Annotated in this window: 20 protein-coding genes; 8 read left to right on the top strand and 12 right to left on the bottom strand. The window is 41.8% G+C overall.

Annotated elements, in window-relative coordinates:
- Positions 1-605: 605 nt before the first annotated feature.
- The 3 genes from RM368_RS20075 to cobT all read left to right on the top strand — a co-directional run bounded on the left by RM368_RS20075 (position 606) and on the right by cobT (position 3,349).
- The gene (locus RM368_RS20075) at positions 606-1,307 is read left to right on the top strand and encodes a Crp/Fnr family transcriptional regulator (protein ID WP_094349203.1); all 702 of its coding nucleotides are present in this window, start codon (positions 606-608) and stop codon (positions 1,305-1,307) included.
- A 13-nt stretch (positions 1,308-1,320) separates the two neighbouring features.
- Positions 1,321-2,058, top strand: a complete 738-nt coding sequence (locus RM368_RS20080) for a DUF2232 domain-containing protein (RefSeq protein ID WP_322695681.1) — start codon at positions 1,321-1,323, stop codon at positions 2,056-2,058.
- Between the two features lie 91 nt (positions 2,059-2,149).
- Complete coding sequence (gene cobT, locus RM368_RS20085) at positions 2,150-3,349, top strand: nicotinate mononucleotide-dependent phosphoribosyltransferase CobT (RefSeq protein WP_322695711.1); 1,200 nt, start codon at positions 2,150-2,152, stop codon at positions 3,347-3,349.
- Between the two features lie 967 nt (positions 3,350-4,316).
- On the opposite strand, the gene RM368_RS20090 is transcribed toward cobT, so the two are convergent.
- The gene (locus RM368_RS20090; RefSeq protein ID WP_322695682.1) at positions 4,317-4,688 is read right to left on the bottom strand and encodes a hypothetical protein; all 372 of its coding nucleotides are present in this window, start codon (positions 4,686-4,688) and stop codon (positions 4,317-4,319) included.
- 356 nt (positions 4,689-5,044) lie between these two features.
- Here RM368_RS20090 and RM368_RS20095 point away from each other — a divergent pair, with 356 nt between their 5' ends.
- The gene (locus RM368_RS20095; RefSeq protein WP_322695683.1) at positions 5,045-6,202 is read left to right on the top strand and encodes an extracellular solute-binding protein; all 1,158 of its coding nucleotides are present in this window, start codon (positions 5,045-5,047) and stop codon (positions 6,200-6,202) included.
- A gap of 112 nt (positions 6,203-6,314) precedes the next feature.
- Here the strand turns inward: RM368_RS20095 and RM368_RS20100 are convergent, their stop codons facing one another.
- Together RM368_RS20100 and RM368_RS20105 are read right to left on the bottom strand one after the other, a co-directional pair.
- On the bottom strand, positions 6,315-6,860 hold the full coding sequence (locus RM368_RS20100; protein WP_322695684.1) for a hypothetical protein: 546 nt from the start codon (positions 6,858-6,860) through the stop codon (positions 6,315-6,317).
- 76 nt (positions 6,861-6,936) lie between these two features.
- Complete coding sequence (locus tag RM368_RS20105) at positions 6,937-7,716, bottom strand: class I SAM-dependent methyltransferase (RefSeq protein WP_322695685.1); 780 nt, start codon at positions 7,714-7,716, stop codon at positions 6,937-6,939.
- A 155-nt stretch (positions 7,717-7,871) separates the two neighbouring features.
- On the opposite strand from RM368_RS20105, the gene RM368_RS20110 reads away from it, so the two are divergent.
- Complete coding sequence (locus RM368_RS20110) at positions 7,872-8,759, top strand: LysR family transcriptional regulator (protein ID WP_322695686.1); 888 nt, start codon at positions 7,872-7,874, stop codon at positions 8,757-8,759.
- 314 nt (positions 8,760-9,073) lie between these two features.
- Positions 9,074-9,697 (top strand): Uma2 family endonuclease, encoded by a 624-nt coding sequence (locus RM368_RS20115; RefSeq protein WP_322695687.1) that lies wholly within the window; start codon positions 9,074-9,076, stop codon positions 9,695-9,697.
- On the opposite strand, the gene RM368_RS20120 is transcribed toward RM368_RS20115, so the two are convergent.
- Together RM368_RS20120 and RM368_RS20125 are read right to left on the bottom strand one after the other, a co-directional pair.
- Complete coding sequence (locus RM368_RS20120) at positions 9,692-12,373, bottom strand: U32 family peptidase (RefSeq protein ID WP_322695688.1); 2,682 nt, start codon at positions 12,371-12,373, stop codon at positions 9,692-9,694. The genes RM368_RS20115 and RM368_RS20120 overlap by 6 nt on opposite strands.
- A 5-nt stretch (positions 12,374-12,378) precedes the next feature.
- Complete coding sequence (locus RM368_RS20125) at positions 12,379-12,540, bottom strand: hypothetical protein (protein ID WP_322695689.1); 162 nt, start codon at positions 12,538-12,540, stop codon at positions 12,379-12,381.
- Position 12,541: 1 nt separating this feature from the next.
- Here RM368_RS20125 and RM368_RS20130 point away from each other — a divergent pair, with 1 nt between their 5' ends.
- Positions 12,542-12,874: a XisI protein gene (locus RM368_RS20130; RefSeq protein WP_322695690.1), complete on the top strand. Its 333-nt coding sequence runs from the start codon at positions 12,542-12,544 to the stop codon at positions 12,872-12,874.
- Between the two features lie 210 nt (positions 12,875-13,084).
- Here RM368_RS20130 and RM368_RS20135 read toward each other — a convergent pair whose 3' ends face one another.
- From RM368_RS20135 to RM368_RS20165, 7 genes are all read right to left on the bottom strand, one after another.
- Positions 13,085-13,270 carry a PIN domain-containing protein gene (locus RM368_RS20135; protein ID WP_322695691.1) on the bottom strand — a complete coding sequence of 62 codons (186 nt, stop codon included), beginning with the start codon at positions 13,268-13,270 and terminating at the stop codon, positions 13,085-13,087.
- Entirely contained in the window at positions 13,257-13,520 is a 264-nt protein-coding gene (locus RM368_RS20140) for an AbrB/MazE/SpoVT family DNA-binding domain-containing protein (RefSeq protein ID WP_322695692.1), read from the bottom strand. The genes RM368_RS20135 and RM368_RS20140 overlap by 14 nt, the downstream gene beginning before the upstream one ends.
- Before the next feature lie 173 nt (positions 13,521-13,693).
- A complete protein-coding gene (locus RM368_RS20145; protein ID WP_322695693.1) occupies positions 13,694-15,097 on the bottom strand; it encodes a ferredoxin:protochlorophyllide reductase (ATP-dependent) subunit N in 1,404 nt (467 codons plus the stop codon).
- 176 nt (positions 15,098-15,273) lie between these two features.
- On the bottom strand, positions 15,274-16,062 hold the full coding sequence (locus tag RM368_RS20150; RefSeq protein WP_322695694.1) for a DUF5331 domain-containing protein: 789 nt from the start codon (positions 16,060-16,062) through the stop codon (positions 15,274-15,276).
- A gap of 32 nt (positions 16,063-16,094) precedes the next feature.
- The gene (bchL, locus tag RM368_RS20155; protein ID WP_292774821.1) at positions 16,095-16,961 is read right to left on the bottom strand and encodes a ferredoxin:protochlorophyllide reductase (ATP-dependent) iron-sulfur ATP-binding protein; all 867 of its coding nucleotides are present in this window, start codon (positions 16,959-16,961) and stop codon (positions 16,095-16,097) included.
- An 861-nt stretch (positions 16,962-17,822) separates the two neighbouring features.
- A complete protein-coding gene (locus RM368_RS20160; protein WP_322672297.1) occupies positions 17,823-18,077 on the bottom strand; it encodes a TIGR02450 family Trp-rich protein in 255 nt (84 codons plus the stop codon).
- A gap of 76 nt (positions 18,078-18,153) precedes the next feature.
- Positions 18,154-18,528, bottom strand: coding sequence for a hypothetical protein (locus tag RM368_RS20165; protein ID WP_322695695.1), 375 nt, complete (start codon positions 18,526-18,528; stop codon positions 18,154-18,156).
- Between the two features lie 81 nt (positions 18,529-18,609).
- Between RM368_RS20165 and RM368_RS20170 the strand changes: the two genes are divergently transcribed.
- Positions 18,610-18,786, top strand: a complete 177-nt coding sequence (locus tag RM368_RS20170; protein ID WP_322695696.1) for a hypothetical protein — start codon at positions 18,610-18,612, stop codon at positions 18,784-18,786.
- Positions 18,787-19,010: the final 224 nt, after the last annotated feature.

Raw genomic sequence — 19,010 nt, forward strand, 5'->3', positions numbered from 1 at the left:
ATGTATGTCAACTAATGTGACAATTACTTTACAATCACCGTACCCCTATGAGGATCTTGCTCACGTGCAGCATCTACCATAGGAGAAGTTTTGAGTGGCAAAAGCCGCTACTTGGATTTGTGACTGTCATTATGTTATGGATTACTGCGAGTCGTGGCAATCTTCAATCATCCAAGAAAACAAGGAAAAAAGTTTCTCTCTGTCGCCCCATCCCTTTGTCTCCTTGTCCTCGTCAACAGCCTTTGCTCGAAAAGCTTAATTTTCCAGGTCATTGGTTGCCTATTTTTGAAAATCGCTAAAATACCTGAGCAATAATTTACTCCCTTTAGTATCATTAATGTTGTTTGCCTATATTCATAACTAATCAAGTTTGCAGTGCAGCTAGCCCCTAAGCAATCCAACCGCAGGCTATAAACTACTTTTTGCAAAACTTTTATCCCGTTTAAACTTATAGGTAAAGATTATTTAGAAAAACTTCTTGTCGCTTTCTTGTGTAGCATAGTTTAGTTTTTTCTTTGAAAGGGAGCTGTGCAATGATAGCTTAGGCTACAAATGGCGCTCCTGTTTTTTGTGTGTACATAGCAGCTTGAGTTAAAGATGTCGTAATGGAAGATCGATATAGCTTGCAAGCACAGGCTAATTCCTGGATGATCGCCTCCGCTCCCTTTTTTCAAGGGTTGCCAGAAACTGCTGTGGAATCAGCCCTCACCCATCTAGTTACCCGCACTCACCCAGCCAATCAGGTGATTCTACTGGAAAATGACTGGGGTGGTTCTGTGTATTTTATTATGGACGGATGGGTAAAAATTCGCACCTACAATCTGGAAGGAAAAGAGGTAACGCTGAATATTATTGGCAAAGGTGAATTGTTTGGTGAAATGGCGGCGCTAGATGAAGCACCTCGATCCACGGATGTGATTACCTTGGCCCCAACGGTAATTGGTAGTATGCCTGCTCAGGATTTTGTCAAATTACTTCAGATAGAACCTTTGGCGGGAGTTCGATTGGCGCAACTAATGGCACGACGTTTGCGGCAAGTAAATCGCCGATTGCGGTTGCGGGAATCTGATAGCCAGTCAAGGGTAGCAGATACGTTGTTATTTTTGGCAGAAGGACAGGGAAAAAAAGGGCAAACTGGAACCGAAATCCCCAATTTACCTCATCGAGAATTGAGTAGTTTGAGCGGACTGGCGCGAGAAACGGTGACACGAGTATTGACAAGGCTAGAAAAAAAAGGCTTGATTAAACGGGATCAAGACACTATTTGTATTCCCGATTTGTCAGCCTTAGAAAGAATGATCGTTTAAAAACTTGTCAGATATGAGTATTTTAGATTCTCTCCCAGATGAACCGGAGGAAGATCCATCCTCTGAATCTCCAACTCCTCAAAATCACTGGTTAGATAAAGAACAGCAGTTAATGCCTCCTCAAATCAAGGCTGATGCACCCTTAAGGATGGTGGAAACAGCATTTTTAGCCAGTACCGCTAGCTTAATTTGGTTTATTAATTTTTACTTTCCTTTGGGCCCAGTTTTGCGGATATTTTTTCCAGTGCCGATCGCTCTAGTTTATCTGCGTTGGGGCAAACGTGCGGCATGGATGGCAGCACTCACCTCTGGGTTACTGCTGACGGTATTGATGGGACCAGCCCGCAGTTTGCTGTTTGTCATGCCCTACGGGTTCATGGGCGTGCTTTTGGGCGCTACATGGTGTCGTCGTCTTCCCTGGATTGTTTCTATTACTTTGGGAACGCTATTAGGTACTTTAGGAGTCTTTTTTCGGCTGTGGTTGCTGTCTGTGTTGTCAGGTGAAGACCTATGGATTTATGTGATTACCCAAGTGACTGAGTTCATTGAATGGGTATTTTTTAACTTGAGTTTGTTGACGAGTCCCAGTGTATTTTTGATTCAAGTAGGAGCGATCGCTTTAATAATACTCAACAACTTTATATACCTTTTTGTGGTACACCTGGCAGCATGGTTGCTTTTTGACCGCCTGGGCAACCCTATTCCCCGCCCACCACACTGGGTACAAGTTCTCATGGATTATGAGGGATAATTATTAGTCATTTGTCATTTGTCATTTGTCATTTGTCATTGGTTAAATGATCAGTCCTAACTAATAACCAATGCCCGATGCCCAATTCCCCATGCCCAATTCCCAAATTAGTATTTATACTCAAAAAGAACAGGGTAAACAATGGCTGCGAAGGTATCGTGGTTGTCTACCCGTATTTGCTTGTATTTTAGGATTTACTGAAACTGGTTTAATTCCAGGGATTTCAGCAGCTGGTCGCACTCCAGACGATCGGAAATATACAGCTTGTGCCGATGCTGAGTTTTTGTATTACGGCCCAGAACATAAAGCCCAATATCCCCTACCACCATTGACCGCTGGGGCTTCACCTGTGCTGATTTCTCGCGCTGTATTTGAGTCACTAAAGATACCAATTCATTTATTTAATGCTGGTTTACCCCAAGCTCCTGCTGTGCCAGTAATTAATTTGGGTGGCGCTCCTGCTAAGTGTTTAAGTCAAGGGGCTGCTATGGAAATTACAACAGTACATCACTTATTTGAACAAGGACTACTTTGGGGAGAACGCCTAGCCGCCAATATTCAACAGGGGTATTTGATTCTCGGTGAGTGCGTCGTCGGAGGTACTACAACTGCCCTGGCAATCTTAACTGGTTTAGGTATAGATGCTGCCGGAAAAGTTAACAGTAGCCACCCTGTTTGTAACCACGCGCAAAAGTGGGCACTAGTGCAAGCTGGACTGGAGAAGATGAGGGAGAGCAGGGTGCAGGGAGCAGGGTGCAGGGAGCAGCGTGAGATAAACTTTCAATCTCAAATCCAAAATTCTGTAGATCCCTTACAACTTGTCGCTGCCGTGGGCGATCCGATGCAAGCGGTGGTAGCTGGGATGGCGATCGCTGCTAGCCGTAGTTGTGGTGTAATGCTGGCTGGAGGGACACAAATGTTGGCGGTTTATGCGTTGATGAGTGCGATCGCTCAAGCTTACGCCTTATCATGGCAACCAGAAGCAGTAGTTGTAGGCACAACCCGTTGGGTGGCTGAAGATCCTACTGGCGCTACAGTTGACTTAGCCCTCAACTTAGGAAAAACTAGCTTAACTGCGAGTGGAGAAACCCCTCCTCTATTAGCAACTCATCTGAGCTTTGCTGATTCTCGTTATCCCCAATTGAGAGCTTATGAGCAGGGCTTTGTCAAAGAAGGTATGGGCGCTGGAGCCGCTTGCATAGCCGCCCATCTTAGCCAAGATTGGCAGCAACACCAACTTTTGGCAGCCATTGAAGCCCAACTTGAACGGCTAAGTACAGCATCTCATTAATTCTTAGCGAATTAAATTCGGCAGGACTCTCCGCCCCACCAAAGTTATAAACGGAGGTTTCCTCCGATGCTATTTCTCTGTGCGTTTAAAAATCTTGCGCAGCATGACAGAAGAATTAGAATAAACTGTGAATTTGAACGGATTGATACTAGTATAGATGAATACTTTTTTCGGGTTATTTTAGTACTAGAATCGGGTGATAATCTACCATTAACGCCCAATTATACTTCAAATTATATAAATGGAGATTCTATAGTTAGAGTAACTAAAGATTTTCTGGAACTAAAACATAAAGATAGTGCTAGATAAAAGCATGAAATTGGTAAACTCAGAAAGATATGAGTTCTGAAACCAGCTATGTATCACATAAGCTTTTTAATAAAATTTGTACCCTCTGTAATTTAATTATTTCACTTTTAGATTTATATATTTCAACAGTTTTATGACAATCTTTTTTTTGCGTTTACTCTTTTCTTTGGCTGCAAATCTTTTAAAATTTCCGACTTGAAATCTCCGTAAATTTCTGCCGTTTCATCAATTGGGATTAAGTCTTTATATTTACAATAGCGGTTGAGTCGGAGCAGGTTGCAAAAGGTCAATTTTTGCAAAAGCTGTCTGGCTTGTCATCAACCAATTTGATAACAAGATGCCAAAAACGCTAATGAGAAAAATACAGATTAATAAGAAAATCTTGGCTTTTGAACCATACAACACCCTAATAACATCAGTCTTAGGGTTGTTTTTTTTTGTTTCATAGTGAGGTAGTAACTAAAAATCTATAGGTAGATATATCACACTATTACGTAAAGATATGTAATAGTGTGTTTAAGTTTTGTATCAATTTGATGGCTGGATTACTTACTTGTATCTAAGTATATATTTATCAAACCATCACTCAGTATTGAACCTAAAGGCTTGTCTTGCCTACCTCAATCTATTTTTTTATTCGTTGAACTTCAGGTTAAATTTAATGAATTCTCTCTCTAAGTAATTGTTCTTCTAAAGCAGCAATGCGATTGTACGCTGCTGTTAATTGCGCTGTCAGTCGTTGTATCTGAATTTCTGGTGTTATGTTATCTCCACTTTGACGATGCATATCTAGATAAATGCCATCTGTCAATACATCCTTGTGTTCCATTTCTGGATTTAAATTGTTACGTCCTTTAAACTGGTAGCCTCCAGCCGCGTCATTTTGTTGGCAATTATCCTTTGCTTGTGTATTGGCTAAAGAACACTCAGAGAAAGTTTGAGTGACTTTACCATCAAGCTGCTCAATTACTTGGCACAGGTCATCCAGCTTTTGGCTTAGAATCAGGATCTGCTGCTGTAATAGCTCCATTTAATACCTTTATTCGTACATTTTCTCTATGGTATTCAATTTACTCTCAACCTTAACGATACTTATGGATTATTTAAGTATTGATAATTTTTGCTGGAAATGTGACATTTAAATCATTACTTCTAAATACAAGTAACGTTTCACTATAAGTACCACCAAGTAAATTTATGGATAAAAATTAATCTTGAGGTAGAAATTTGCCAAAAGATTGCTAATTTGAGTCAAATATTCAAAATTACCCGTATTCTCAAGAAAAAATACTGATAATTCTCCAGATTCACTTTTTCAGCTAGTCAGCCACTGGTGAATATCTGCTTAATATTAGGTATAATCAAAAATCTCAAAATCCAAAATCAATGGATCGACGGTCTTTTTTGCTGGGTACAAGCACACTGGCGCTTTCACAACTGCTTTTTGGCTGTAGTGGAAACAAGCAAACGCAACTAAAAGTACAGTTATTAAAAGGTTCTATACCTGGTCAGGTGGTGAATCAGTTCCACAAAGGTTTGCAGCAACGGGTGCAGTTAAAGTTTGCTCCAGTTGAACGCATACAGGATTTATTTCACCAATTACAAAATTGGCAGCAGAAGCCAAAGACCAGTGATGAGCAGGGATGGCGTCGCTTTATACCCTTTAGGCAAAGTCAAAAAACCGCTGACACAGACCTAGTGACATTGGGAGATTACTGGCTACAAGCAGCTATTGAACAGAAATTGATTCAACCACTCCAAGAAGTGCAGGGAAACCAATTAAAGCAGTGGTCTACTTTAGATGAAAGGTGGAAACAACTGGTAACGCGCAACGACCGGGGTATTTTGAACCCTCAAGGGAAGGTGTGGGGTGCGCCTTACAGGTGGGGTAGTACAGTAATTGTTTATAACCGTGACAAGTTCCAAAAATTGGGATGGACACCCAAAGATTGGAGTGATTTGTGGCGAGATGGAATGCACCAGCGTATTTCTCTACTCAATCAACCACGAGAAGTTATTGGTTTGGTCTTAAAAAAGTTAGGAAAATCTTATAATACAAACAATCTTGACCAAGTACCAGACTTGGAAAAGGAATTACAGATTTTAAACCAACAGGTCAAGTTTTACAGTTCTAATAATTATTTGGAACCTCTAATTATGGAAGACACTTGGCTAGCGGTTGGTTGGTCAAGCGATGTATTGCCTATTTTGGGACGTTATCCGCAGCTTGCCGCAGTTATCCCCCAGTCAGGAACAGCAATCTGGGCGGACTTATGGGTACGTCCTGCAGGGGTTACTAAGGATACTTTATCAGATCAATGGATTGATTTTTGTTGGCAACCAAGCACAGCTAAACAAATTTCGGTGCTGACTAAAACTAATTCACCAATTTCTACAAATATTGCCGCTTCCGATATCCAAGAACCATTATGGAGTTTGTTAGAGAGCGATCGCAAAGTTTTCGATAAAAGTGAATTTTTACTTCCTTTACCTCCATTAGCAATAAAACAATATGAGTCTTTATTCGCCAAAATGAAAGTTTAATTGGAAATTGGGCATGGGGCATGGGGCATTGGGCATTGGGCATTAATTATTTCTCCCTCATCCTCCTCATCTCCCTCATCTTCCCCAGTCCCCAGTCCCCAGTCCCCAGTCCCTACAAAGAACGCTGTAACCCTATCTTGTTCTTAACAGTTGTTTGGATACTACATAAAGCTGGACTTGTACTAAAGTTGCAAGTGTAGGTTGCCAAGGGTTCTTTTTGATAATTAAATACCCGGACGTTGTAACCAAAGTTCCGTGCAGCGCTACCCAAGCGATTTACGAAGTCGTAGCGCTCTATATACTCTAGTAAGCTCCAAATTTGCTGATTTACGATCAAGTCTACTCGTGCAGGTTCTTTGTTAGAAGCTGGATATGCGATCCAATTATCTAATAGCTTTTTTTCAGAGTTTTGTTGTGCCCACCATAAACTGGGAACGGTTAATCGTTCTGGATGAATGGTGTTAGCTGTGATTATATAGTTTTTTGGCTTGGTCAATAACTCTAGTTCTAAAGGCGCACTTGAAGGCGATGGGATTGAGGGGGTTTGCGCTAGTGAGGGGGGGACTAGTAAAGTGGTGAGGCTAATAGTTAGTAGTAATGAAAATGATGTTTGGCGTTGGCTGTGCCAAGGGCGATCGCACAATTTAGGTATATGCATAACTGATACTAATTCGTAATTCGTAATACTTCGGCTACGCTCAGTACAAGTTCATAATTCGTAATTAGGGCACAATCTAAAGTTTAATTGCAACTATACGAATTCTTCGATAATCTGCTGTCCAAGTTCCTTGTTGATATAGTGTTGGCTTCAGATATTCCTCAATGACGGGAATTATTTGTATTTGTTGCTCAGGTGAAAGTCCGGTTAAGAATGGACTGGCGAACATTTTAATCCAGTTTGCGATGCCAGCTTCTCCTTCTGCTAGGGGAGTTGGGCGAGGAAACAAGATAGCATAAATGACATCAAAGCCTTGCTGTTCTAAGAGGCTGCTGTATTCGCCAATGCTGGGGTAATACCAAGGATTCTCTACTTGTGCTTGAGGGATACCAATGGACTCTAAAGCACTGTATAAAGCTGTGGCGATCGCCTTTATATTCCCTTTACCCCCAAATTCTGCAACAAAACGCCCTCCGGGTTTGAGGGATTGATGGATGGAAGCGATCGCGCGATCGGCTTCTTTCACCCAATGTAGTACAGCGTTGGAAAACACAGCATCTAATGGCTTATCTACTTGAAAGTTTATAGCATCAGCAACATCAAAGCGAATATGGGGATAGTTTTGTTTTGCCTTTTCAATCATCGCTGGTGCATAATCAACTCCCATGACTTCAGCCCCAGTTTGGGCAATTTTATCTGTGAGTTGTCCCGTACCACAGCCAAGATCCAAAATGGATTCTCCTGGTTGGGGGTTGAGTAATTGCAACAAGTCTTCGCCATATTGCCAAACAAAGGCGTGTTTATCTTCGTAAAGCGAAGTGTCCCAATTATTATTGAGTGTTGAAATATTATTCATAAATTGTGAAATTACAATGTGTTGATTCGCCAATCCTCAACCATCTGCCTGAGGTTCATGAATGCCTAATCACTACAGTAAAAAATATTTTTAATTATGTCCAATATATATTTTGACGTTAACTAATATTTAAAAGATATGAGTTTGGGTAACAGATGGAACTACGGCATTTGCGCTACTTTGTCATCTTGGCAGAGGAACTGCACTTTGGACGGGCAGCAGAACGCTTGCATATTGCCCAACCCCCCTTGAGTCAACAAATTCGGCAGCTAGAAAGGGAATTAGGTTTTGAACTGTTTCACCGCACGAAACGAAATGTGCAGTTAACAGAAGCCGGACACGTGTTTCTATGTGAAGTTCAGCAAATTTTCAGGCAATTACAACAGGCAATTCAAGTTGGGCAGCAAACCAGTCGGGGCGAAATTGGACAGTTAGTGGTTGGCTTTGTCAGTTCTGCCACATATAATATTTTGCCAACTATTCTGCGAAGCTTTCGTAGTTGTGTTCCTAGTGTGAGTTTAGAGTTACACGAACTAACTACAGATCAACAGTTAGAGTGGTTGCGAGAAGGTCGAATGGATGTAGGATTTGTACGTCCACCTGTTGATGAAAATAGATTTAGTTGGGAGATTATTTTTCAAGAATCGCTGATGGTGGCATTACCTGAAGCACATTTGCTAGCCAATGAGTCTGATGTCTGTTTAACATCGCTTGCCAATGAACCATTTATTTTATTTCCCAGAATATTAGCGCCTGGACTTTACGATTTAATAATCAGTCTTTGCCAACAAGCAGGCTTTAGTCCCAATGTTGCCCAGGAAGCTATCCAGATGCAAACGATTGTCAGCTTAGTAGCAGCCGAGATGGGTGTGGCGATCGTGCCAGCATCTTTGCAAAATATGCAACGGACTGGAGTAGTTTATAAAAGCGTACAAGAATCTACTTCAAAAGTCGGCATTGCGATGATTTGGCGAAAAAACGAGACATCCCCAACCGTGCAGAAGCTTGTGGAAATAGTTAGACAAGTTGCAAACCAATTATGAACACAAACAAAGTAGAACACTTTAGTGACGGGTTTAAATCCCTCACCATGCGCCTAATAACTGTTCGCTGATTGAATAAATCTTTTTGCGATCGCAATGTTGAGTTTATAACATTCATTGACCTGAATTGACATTGTTTCCAAAATAGAAACAAAATTTTGCCAAATCTTCCGAATTCCTCATTTTGACGTTCTCTTACGAGGTTTTATGTGGGTTTAGATTCCCGACTTCTTGAAGAAGTCGGGGATCTGAGAGTTAAGTGAGTAATACCAAGTAATTTGCTAAACTCTGAATCATCATCAGGAGTAAGTGTGATGTTTCAAGCCTTACCAAAAACGATCGCTTTTGAAGAATTCCTCAATTGGAAGCCAGACGGCGGATGTTATGAACTGCACGATGGAGTAATTGTTGAAATGCAGCCACTAGGAGATCATGAAGAAATCAATGGTTTTTTAGCTGGTGAAATAACTGTAGAGTTCAAACGATTAAAACTCCCATACCTCATCCCCAAGCAAGCACTGGTCAAAGTTCCTGACAAAGAATCGGGTTATTCACCTGATGTCATAGTCATAAATCAAAACAATCTTTCAGCAGAACCGATGTGGAAAAAGTACTCAACGGTTACTCAAGCTGCATCGGTTCCCCTAGTTATTGAAGTCGTCAGCACTAATTGGAAAGATGATTATGCACACAAGCTGGTTGACTACGAAACTTTTGGTGTTCCTGAATACTGGATTGTTGACTATTTAGCTTTGGGCGGTAGAAGGTATATAGGTAATCCCAAACAACCAACTATTTCCATTTACTATTTGCTAGATGGTGAGTATCAAGTTAACCTTTTTAGGGGAAATGACCGTATCATATCGCCCACATTCCCAGGATTAAATTTGACCGCCGAACAGATTTTTCAAGCTGGGCGTTCAGAAAATCAATTATGATCGCAATGCAGACACTCCCATAGGGCCACGAGTTACGCCTAATTGATTTTGCAACTTCAACTCGCGCCAGAGTTGAGAACCTGTAATTTCACCTTGCAATAATTGACTATAAAAATGTATTGTTTTACTCACTTGTTCTGGTGTTTCATTCACAAATTCGATGCGGAAGTGACGTAATCCCAGTTCTATAAGGCGTTGTACGTACTCGGCTCCCGTTTGAGCAGTGCCGTTAAATACAGTATTTCGGCAACCTACATCTGCTTTAATAACGTGTTCGCTGCCTACACGGTCTTTTAATTTCACTTCCTGTTTTTCACAAGGTCGTCCACAGTTAGTGTAGTCTGTACCCGTTGATAGAAAGGCACAAAAAACACAATGCTCCATGTGGAACATCGGTATATGCTGATGGATTGTCACCTCAAACCACTGGGGCGGACAACTGGTAAGCAGGTCTTGCAGTTGGGTAATATTCAGATCATAAGATGCTGTCAGCCTTTCTAAACCAAAGTGTTGCTGAAAGTAATCTGCTGTTAAAGGATTAGCAACGTTGAGCGAAAAATCTCCGATACAACGGTCTGCTGCAAAGAATTGCAATTGGTCATAGTTCCGTATCAGATAGCCATCTGCTTCACAAGCACGGACTTGTTGCAAAATCCAATTTTCCCCTGGTTTAGTAATGCGGGGTGGTGCAACCCAAATTGTGGGGAGTGGGGAGTGGGTACAGACGCGATTAATCGCGTCTGTACAAAAAGGAGTTAGGAGTGAAGAATTTTCTGCTTTGTTTTTTTGCTCTTGTTGGCGCACCATTTGCACCGCTTCTCGATAAGCGCGGGGGTCTTCAAATTCACAATACAGTGTTTTAACACCAGCTTTGAGGGCGGCTTGGAGTTGCTTGAGGTTTCGTACTAAGACGATGAGTGAGGGGGGTGAGGGGAATGAGGGAGATGAGGAGGGTAGTAGGTCTTGGAAAGAGACATTAGAACGTAATTGCCAGCGTTTTGGTTGACTCCGCAATTCTTCTAACTGTGCAACGATTTCCCGGCGCATCCGGTTCAACTCACTTACGGGTAGCATAACAGTACCACTGAGGTGGTTAGTTAGCGTTCCTAAACAAAAAGGCGTGTTACCGAGACGACCGAATTGTTCTTGTAAACGCTGTGTATCTAAGGGTTTAGTGTGCGCCTCCATTAGAGAAATTGCAGATTCAACTTGGACAATATTACCGAGTCGATCGCGGGCGATCGCAATCAACGCCTGACCAACTTCTCCATAAATCTCTAAGTCAATCGGACGCTGAAATTGGGGATTCTCGCCAGCAAAACTATGACGTAGTTGCTTATCGAGTTCTGGATCGCTGGTTTTCCAAATGCGATCGCCTATATGCACTCGGCGCAAGTTCAAGTCATTTCGACCAAAGGTCAGCACACTTTCCTTACCTTTGGAAACCACCCCATAAACTCGCCCGCCTTCTTCCTTCGCCTCTGGATGACCGCAGTCAAATACAATTCCATCCCCTGGTTTGACAGGCGCTTGTAATTTGACTGTTACCTCTTCGTTGTGAATACGAGTGACTTCACCTAAATAAACCCCACGTTTTTTACCAAAGCGGGCGTGAACTAGTTCCTGATTATTAATTCCGCCAAACCAACCCGTGTAAAGTCCGCGAGAAAATGCCATTTCTAGGTTGTAATGTTCTCGATCTGATTGATCTCTCCCCCAACCCCTCTTTGTTTCGGAGAGGGGAGCTTTTATTCCCCCTTCCCGCACTTCGTGCCGCTGCGCGAACGTAGGGAAGGGGGTTAGGGGGTTAGGTCTTTCCAATTCCGTCATTACACTATCCAAAGCTTGCCGATAAACACGGGTGACATTAGCAACATACTCTGGAGCTTTCAGGCGACCTTCAATTTTGAGAGAGGTTACTCCTGATTTCACTAAATTTGGCAGAACGTCTAACCCTGCTAGGTCTTGAGGACTGAGTAAATATTTGCGCTCTTTTAAATTTACAACTTCCCCATCAGCAATTAAATCGTAGGGCATCCGGCAAGCTTGGGCACATTCACCTCGGTTAGCAGAACGTCCGCCTAAAGCCTCACTAGTCAAACACTGGCCAGAATACGCTACACACAAAGCACCGTGAACAAAAACTTCCAAAGGCAACGAGGTTTCCTGTTGGGCAATCTGCTGCTGAATTTTATTGATTTCTTTGAGAGAACATTCACGCGCCAGCACCACCAATTGACAGCCAAGAGACTTAGCAAATTCCACCCCAGCGGCACTGGTAATTGTCATTTGCGTGGAAGCATGGATGGGAAAATCGGGGGAAAGGTGACGGATGAGACGGCATATACCAATATCTTGAACGATCGCCGCATCCACACCAGCTGCAATAATTGTGCGGAGATATTGCTGTGCTTGTGCTAGTTCTTTGGGAAATATGAGTGTGTTGATAGTGACATAACCCTTTACGCCCCGACGGTGCAGGAATGTCATCAATTGGGGTAAGTCTGCCTCAGTAAAATTTTCTGCCCGCATTCTGGCATTAAACCGATCCAAACCGAAGTAAATCGCATCTGCCCCATTTTCCACAGCAGCTTTAGCACATTCCCAATTACCTGCTGGCGCGAGTAGTTCAGGACGTTGAAGGGAAGGTTGGGAAGGGGAGCGATCGCTTTTCATTAGATTTAAGGAGGGTTAACTAGCACCATAGTGATTTTATCGAAGTTATTGGGGGATGGTGCGATCGCTCTCTCATCTGCGGTTTGTTCAATCTTCTTCTCCTCTGCATCTGGAGTAAGTAGACAGGCGAGAAGAAATTTATAATATTGAACAGGAGGCGATCGCACAATGGCAAAGCTAGAAGAATATCGACAATATATTAAAAATTTGCTTGAACAACATGCTAGTACTGTTTGGGATAATCGCATTCAAGCACAGACAATTTTTGATACAGAACACGATCGTTATCAATTAGTTTATGTAGGTTGGCGCGAGCAAGACCGCATATATGGGCCTGTTCTCCATATAGATATTATTAACGAGAAAATCTGGATTCAGCAAGATGGAACAGAGGTAGAAATTGCTAATGAATTGGTTGAATTATGTGTCCCAAAAGAGGATATTGTTTTAGGTTTTCAATTACCCTCTGTGCGTAAATATACAGATTTTGCTATTAGTTAGTTGAATTTATTAAAAATTGCGATCGCTCGCTTTTCTTTGTTGGCGGGACGGTTCGTTAAAAAGAGCGCTCCCTATTACATAAACTACAACTCGCATTAGTCTTAGCTGAATAGTTAGACAACATATCAATGTGGGAATACTGAGTAAAGTGTGAATATTTTAGTAATTAGGATTAGTCAGGTAAATATTAGGTAAACCAAACAAGTTTCTCTAAGCTGTACATATCTCATGTCGTTTAAACTTGTATGCAAACCTTAATACCCATTCAGTTTCAAGGATTACCGTATCTGAAATAAAAATATCTTGAGTTTGGAAAATTTCTTTGCTCTTTTGAAACTGTAATTCATCATCTTGAGTCAAAAATCTAACAATTATATTTGTATCAACTGCAATCATGCCACGATTCCTCTACACCTTGGCGAATTGCATTATCCATATCCTCAAGAGTTTTAGGTTTACCTATATATTTTAAACAGCCTGCTACATCATCTAATTTAGTTTCTGGAAAAAGTTTCTTAGGCTTTAAAAGAATTCCATCACCCATATCAATAATAATAAATTCTTGACCTACTTCCCATTGATGAGCTTCCCGCAAAGATTGAGGAATAATTACTTCTCCTTGAAGAGACAATTTTGTAATTTCCATTACGTTAAGAAGTAAAAAACTAAGACTAATATAAAAATTTTAGCATTTTTGATTATTCCAATCTATCCTCTTCCTCTGCGTCCTCTGTGCCTCTGCGGTTAGTAAAAAAAAGGACGAACCCAAAAGTTCGCCCGTCACATAATATTATGCTGTTGCTCAATCCAAACCTAAATCTAAATCTTCGCTTCTTCTTTCACCAACTTATCCCAACCCAAATCTTTCAAATTATTATTCCGACGCAACGGACGAGTCACCAACTCTAATATGTCACGCGCATTCGTAAAGCCGTGAATTTGAGCAAAAGTAAACTCTACAGACCATTTAGTATTAATACCACGTGCTTCCAATGGGTTAGCGTGAGCCATACCAGTAATTACCAAATCTGGTTTCAACTCATAAATCCGTTGAAGTTGATTGTAATTATCTGGCTTCTCTACAATCTTTGGTAGAGGTGAATTCATTTCCTGGCAAGTTTTCTCTAGCAATGCCAACTCAGCACCTTGATAGCGCTTATCCATATAGGGAATGCCGATTTCGTGAACAGTCATCCCACAACGGATTAAGAATCTTGCCTGGGAGATTTCCAGCAAGTTATCACCCATGAAGAATACAGACTTACCGCGAATTAGTTTCACGTAATCTTCCAACCCCGCCCAAATTTGTGCTTCCCGTTCATCCAAACCCTTGGGAGTAATACCAAACACCGAGCAGATTTTCTCAATCCAAGCGCGGGTTCCATCGGGGCCAATGGGGAAGGGTGCGCCAATGAGTTTACATTTGCGGCGGCGCATTAAGGTGGTAGCTGTGCGGCTGAGGAAGGGGTTGACACCAGCGACATAATACCCTTCTTCCAATACTGGCAATTCAGTGAAGCGCTTCGCGGGTAGCCAGCCGGAAACTTTGATGCCTTGTTTCTTCAGTTCCAAGGTTAACTGAGTAACCACGGGATCGGGAAGAGAGCCAAAGAGAACTAAGGGTGGATGATCTACGTACTCAGATTCATCTTGGGCGACGTCTTCTTTCTTCTTACCAAAGTTGAGTAATTTAGCGATCGCATTACGTTCACTTTTCTCTGTTTCCGCCACCGGAGCCTTATCGGGACAACGGTTAGCCATTGCTGCCAATACCGTGTCTTCCCCTTGGGTGAAGGCGTAATCTAGACCATTTGCTCGCGCTACAACGATGGGAATCCCGATTTCAGATTCTAGTTTTGGTGCCAAACCTTCCAAATCTGTTTTGATAATTTCTGTAGTGCAAGTGCCAATCCAGACAATTACACTAGGATTGCGATCGCGTTTAATTTGCAAGCACAACCGCTTTAACTCTTCATAATCATTCAGCTGTGCCGAAATATCGCCCTCTTCCAACTCTGCCATTGCATAGCGGGGTTCGGCAAAAATCATCACCCCCATCGCGTTTTGCAGGAAGTAGCCACAAGTTTTTGTCCCAATCACCAAAAAGAAGCTATCTTCAATTTTTTGGTATAACCACGCCACGCAGCTAATTGGGCAAAAAGTATGGTAGTTCCCGGTTTCACATTCAAAGTTTAAAGCTTCTGGTTGTTGAGCGACAGTCATTTTGGTTTTTTCTCCCCTTGGTATTTAATGGCAGATCGACCAATTTCAGATTTTAGATTGATAATTTTGGATTGAAGCCTGGGACAACAAAAGTATCCTCTGTCTAACGACAATTTCCCTAATTCCTCATCCAAAACCCCAAATCTAAAATTTAAAATTGCGAAGAACGGCAATAATTAAGCATTGGGGAAGAGGCGGGCAATTTCTGATTCATCAAAAACGCCTGCTGGCAGTTCTTCCCCTAAAAAATCGTTATTTTCTTCAGGCTTTTGTAAAGCTGTTTCATCACCCCAGACATCTGATAACACGTCTTTAAACGCATTCTCATCTAGTGGACTATCTCCAAGCGCCTCTTCTTCATCCAGCTTTACTTCCGTTGCAGCTGTTGTATCGAAGGCAATTTCCCCAAACTCATCTGCTTCTAAACTAGAGCTTTGGAGAGACTCATCTTTTGAGTTGTGTCCGTTGGTTAAGGAAATATCGCCAAAGCCATTTTCCGTTTCTTCCAACTCGCTGATTCCCAAGCTTTCATCCTCAGAATCCACGATTGCGAACTCTTCAACTACCGCCACCGCCACAAAGCCATTTGTATGATCGTGTGTCAATGTTTCATCTTCAGGCTTTTCATCAATGACAGATGCTGCTTCTTCTACGTATTTTTCTACATCTTGGTTGACGACGAAGCGATTACCGAGAGCTAAATCTGGGTCAAAATGCAAATCCAGAACTTCAATCAGGGTATCGGCGTCAGGATTGAGTTTGGCAAATGGCAGCATTAACTGCGCTAGTTTTGGCTCTAGGGCGTTAAGAACTCCCAGGATGAGGTAAGAAGGTGGTCGCTTCCCGCCATCAGGGGTGTACACCGATTCCACTTCCATGTGGAGGATAATCCAGTCTCGATTATTCTGGAAAAATTGTAACCACTTTTGCTTTATTGAATCTGTAAAGCTGTGAAAGAATGCCATGTTATTGTCCCCCATCCTGAGAACTTGGTGATTTATACAATCATCAAGTCTAGTTCCTCTTCTGAATTAGGAACCTGGGGTTTACCCGGATTTAGATAAAAATCGGACAACAAAGAGAACAACTCCCGATCTGGTGAATCATTAGGTACAACACCTTCGGGACGCGCTAGAATTTGGTCGGCGATGTTGAGATAGTAGTCGCAAACGTAGTCTAGGGAGGGATCTTGCTCTGCCATCTCAAACAAAGTCTTACCTTTCACACGGGAAACGCGGATATCTTCAATTAAAGGTAGAACTTCTAAAACTGGCATGGGCACTGCTTCTATATATTTTTCAATCAAGTCGCGCTTGGATGTGCGATTGCCAATTAACCCAGCTAAACGTAGTGGGTGAGTTCTTGCTTTTTCGCGGACTGAAGCTGCAATCCGATTAGCCGCAAACAAGGCATCAAAGCCGTTGTCTGTAACGATCAGGCAGTAATCTGCATAGTTGAGTGGTGCTGCAAAACCACCGCAAACTACGTCACCCAGAACGTCAAAAAGAATTACATCGTACTCATCAAAGGCGTTGAGTTCTTTAAGTAATTTTACGGTTTCACCAACTACGTAGCCGCCACATCCAGCACCCGCAGGTGGACCACCAGCTTCTACGCAATCAACACCGCCGTAGCCTTTATAAATTACATCTTCCGGCCAGACATCTTCGTAGTGATAGTCCTTTTCTTGAAGGGTGTCGATAATTGTCGGAATCAAAAACCCAGTCAGGGTGAAGGTGCTGTCATGTTTGGGGTCGCAGCCAATTTGCAGCACTTTCTTGCCACGTTTAGCTAGGGCGACGGATATATTACAGCTAGTTGTGGATTTACCGATACCACCTTTTCCGTAGACTGCTAGTTTCACTGTTGTTTCCCTCTTATAGCTTCTTGTCAAACTTGTGGCTCAAACATTTGCCTTCACCTTTCCTGAGATGGCGATGCGTGAGGTCTGTTGATGTCATTATTGGGCAAATTACCTAGAAAAGAAAGTGGCTCCTAATCTGTAAAACAGTCTTAGACGATGAATTCAAGCTTAATTAAATTTATTTAGGTTTTTATGAATTTTAAAGACCTTAAAAGATTTAAAAATAGACAATAAAAACTTTTTATTATCTATTTTTATAAAAATAGTTACAAAAAACAAAAAACTGAAATCGTTTTTTTTGAATGCTTTTCATAGAATTAGCTAATGTTTTTAGAACCTGTTTTCAAGGCATTGGGGTGCAGGGTTAAGGGGAAACAGAGGTATATACAGCCTGATGCTGGAAATACTACTGCAATTTGCGTTAGCGTAGCTCACCAAAGGTATCGCAGATAATCTGGCAGTTTTCAATCGGTAGAGCAAACCATTTAATTGCTGCTTGAGAGTGAGTTAGTGTAATTTTGTAAAATATTATTAATTTGCAAGATATCGCGTTTCTGGGTTGAGTCCTATGACAGACTTAACCCCCCTTCCCTACTAGCGTTGGGCAGGGTGGTTTCATACAAGCATAGAAAAACCAAAACTGGGTTTCAAAGCCTCTCCCCCCGTGGGGGAGAGGAATGGAAGTGAGGGAAAAAGCCTGGACACTAAACGAGAAATCAAGACTTATGTATTTTTCTTTTTTCGTATGAAACCACCCTGCCTTCCCTACTAGCGTTGGGTAGTAAGATTCAAAGCCTCCTTCCTAAAAGAGAGAGCAATGGAAGTGAGGTTAAAATCTTTTGGCTGTGCGGCTTAAGGCAATTAGGACACCTCAGTTTTAATTTCCTGGATTTCCTGCAATGTTTGCCAACCAGCTTGCCACTGGGAGTTATCTTGTAATAATTTGGCATTTATCCAAAAACGGACTTTCGGATCGCAAGCAGCAACCATTTCGGCGTAAACCCACTTCCCCTGATTTTTCCGATTGACAACTTGGAAATGCCGCCAGCCATCAACTTTTTGCTGTGCTGTCCACTTAGAACCAACTAGGTAAGGAAATTTTTGTTTTTTAGTCATTTGTCATTTGTCATTTGTCATTCGTCATTCGTCATTGGGAAAACACTTTCTTTATTCCCCATTCCCCATTCCCAAATTAAGATGTCACCAAATCACCGTTACGGGTAAACTTCTGGCAATCCAACTCATTATCTTGCTGAACGCATAGCGAAAACCATCTGATATGGCTCCAGCAGGTGTTGATGTTGTTGGTAATTTTGCGCTTTTTCTTAGAAAGGCGTTGTCTTACGACTTCATTAGGACAAAGAATTTCTAACGTACCCGTACCATCTTCGTCATTGATGATGCGAAATAGACAGTCTTGCAACATTGCACGGCTGCTACTGTCGAAGAACCGCTTAAATCGTTGTAGCTTTTCCCCTTCAGTCATTTGGCTGATGGGTTTTATTTTCAAGAAATCCTCATCCTCTAAGTAAAAGTCATCATCTTCAAAGTCGTAGGGGTCAATCATTTTCAGCATCCACTAGGCGACCTGGGATCATGGTAACTCTGTATGGGGGCAAGGTATATTTAATAAATAAGTATCTCTAGAATGTTATCAATATTAATCGAAAAAGCTTTGAGCGTTTCTTTGATGGCTGCTTGTGAATTCAATGAGATTTGGCTTCATGGTATTACTGCTGCGATCGCCATTTACTTTGGCTTTATTGCTATACCAGAATTATTAGAACTGAGTTCCGGGGAAAACCACAATCTTAGCCAGAAATAAATAAAAGTTATATCAAAATTAAGTAAGCGAGCTAGTCATTTAATCGTATTGACTTAATAAAGAATCGTATACCAAATTAAGTATACGATTCTTGATAAAACATAGAACTAAATTGTTTTCTACCCACGACTGGAATGCTTCAGTTGTTCAACCGGGGGATATTAGAGCTAATTACGGGCAGTGTATGCCATAAAGTTGGCTTTGCTTAAAATTAAGAGGGTACG

Source organism: Nostoc sp. DedSLP03 (genome assembly GCF_034530815.1).
Lineage (GTDB): Bacteria > Cyanobacteriota > Cyanobacteriia > Cyanobacteriales > Nostocaceae > Nostoc.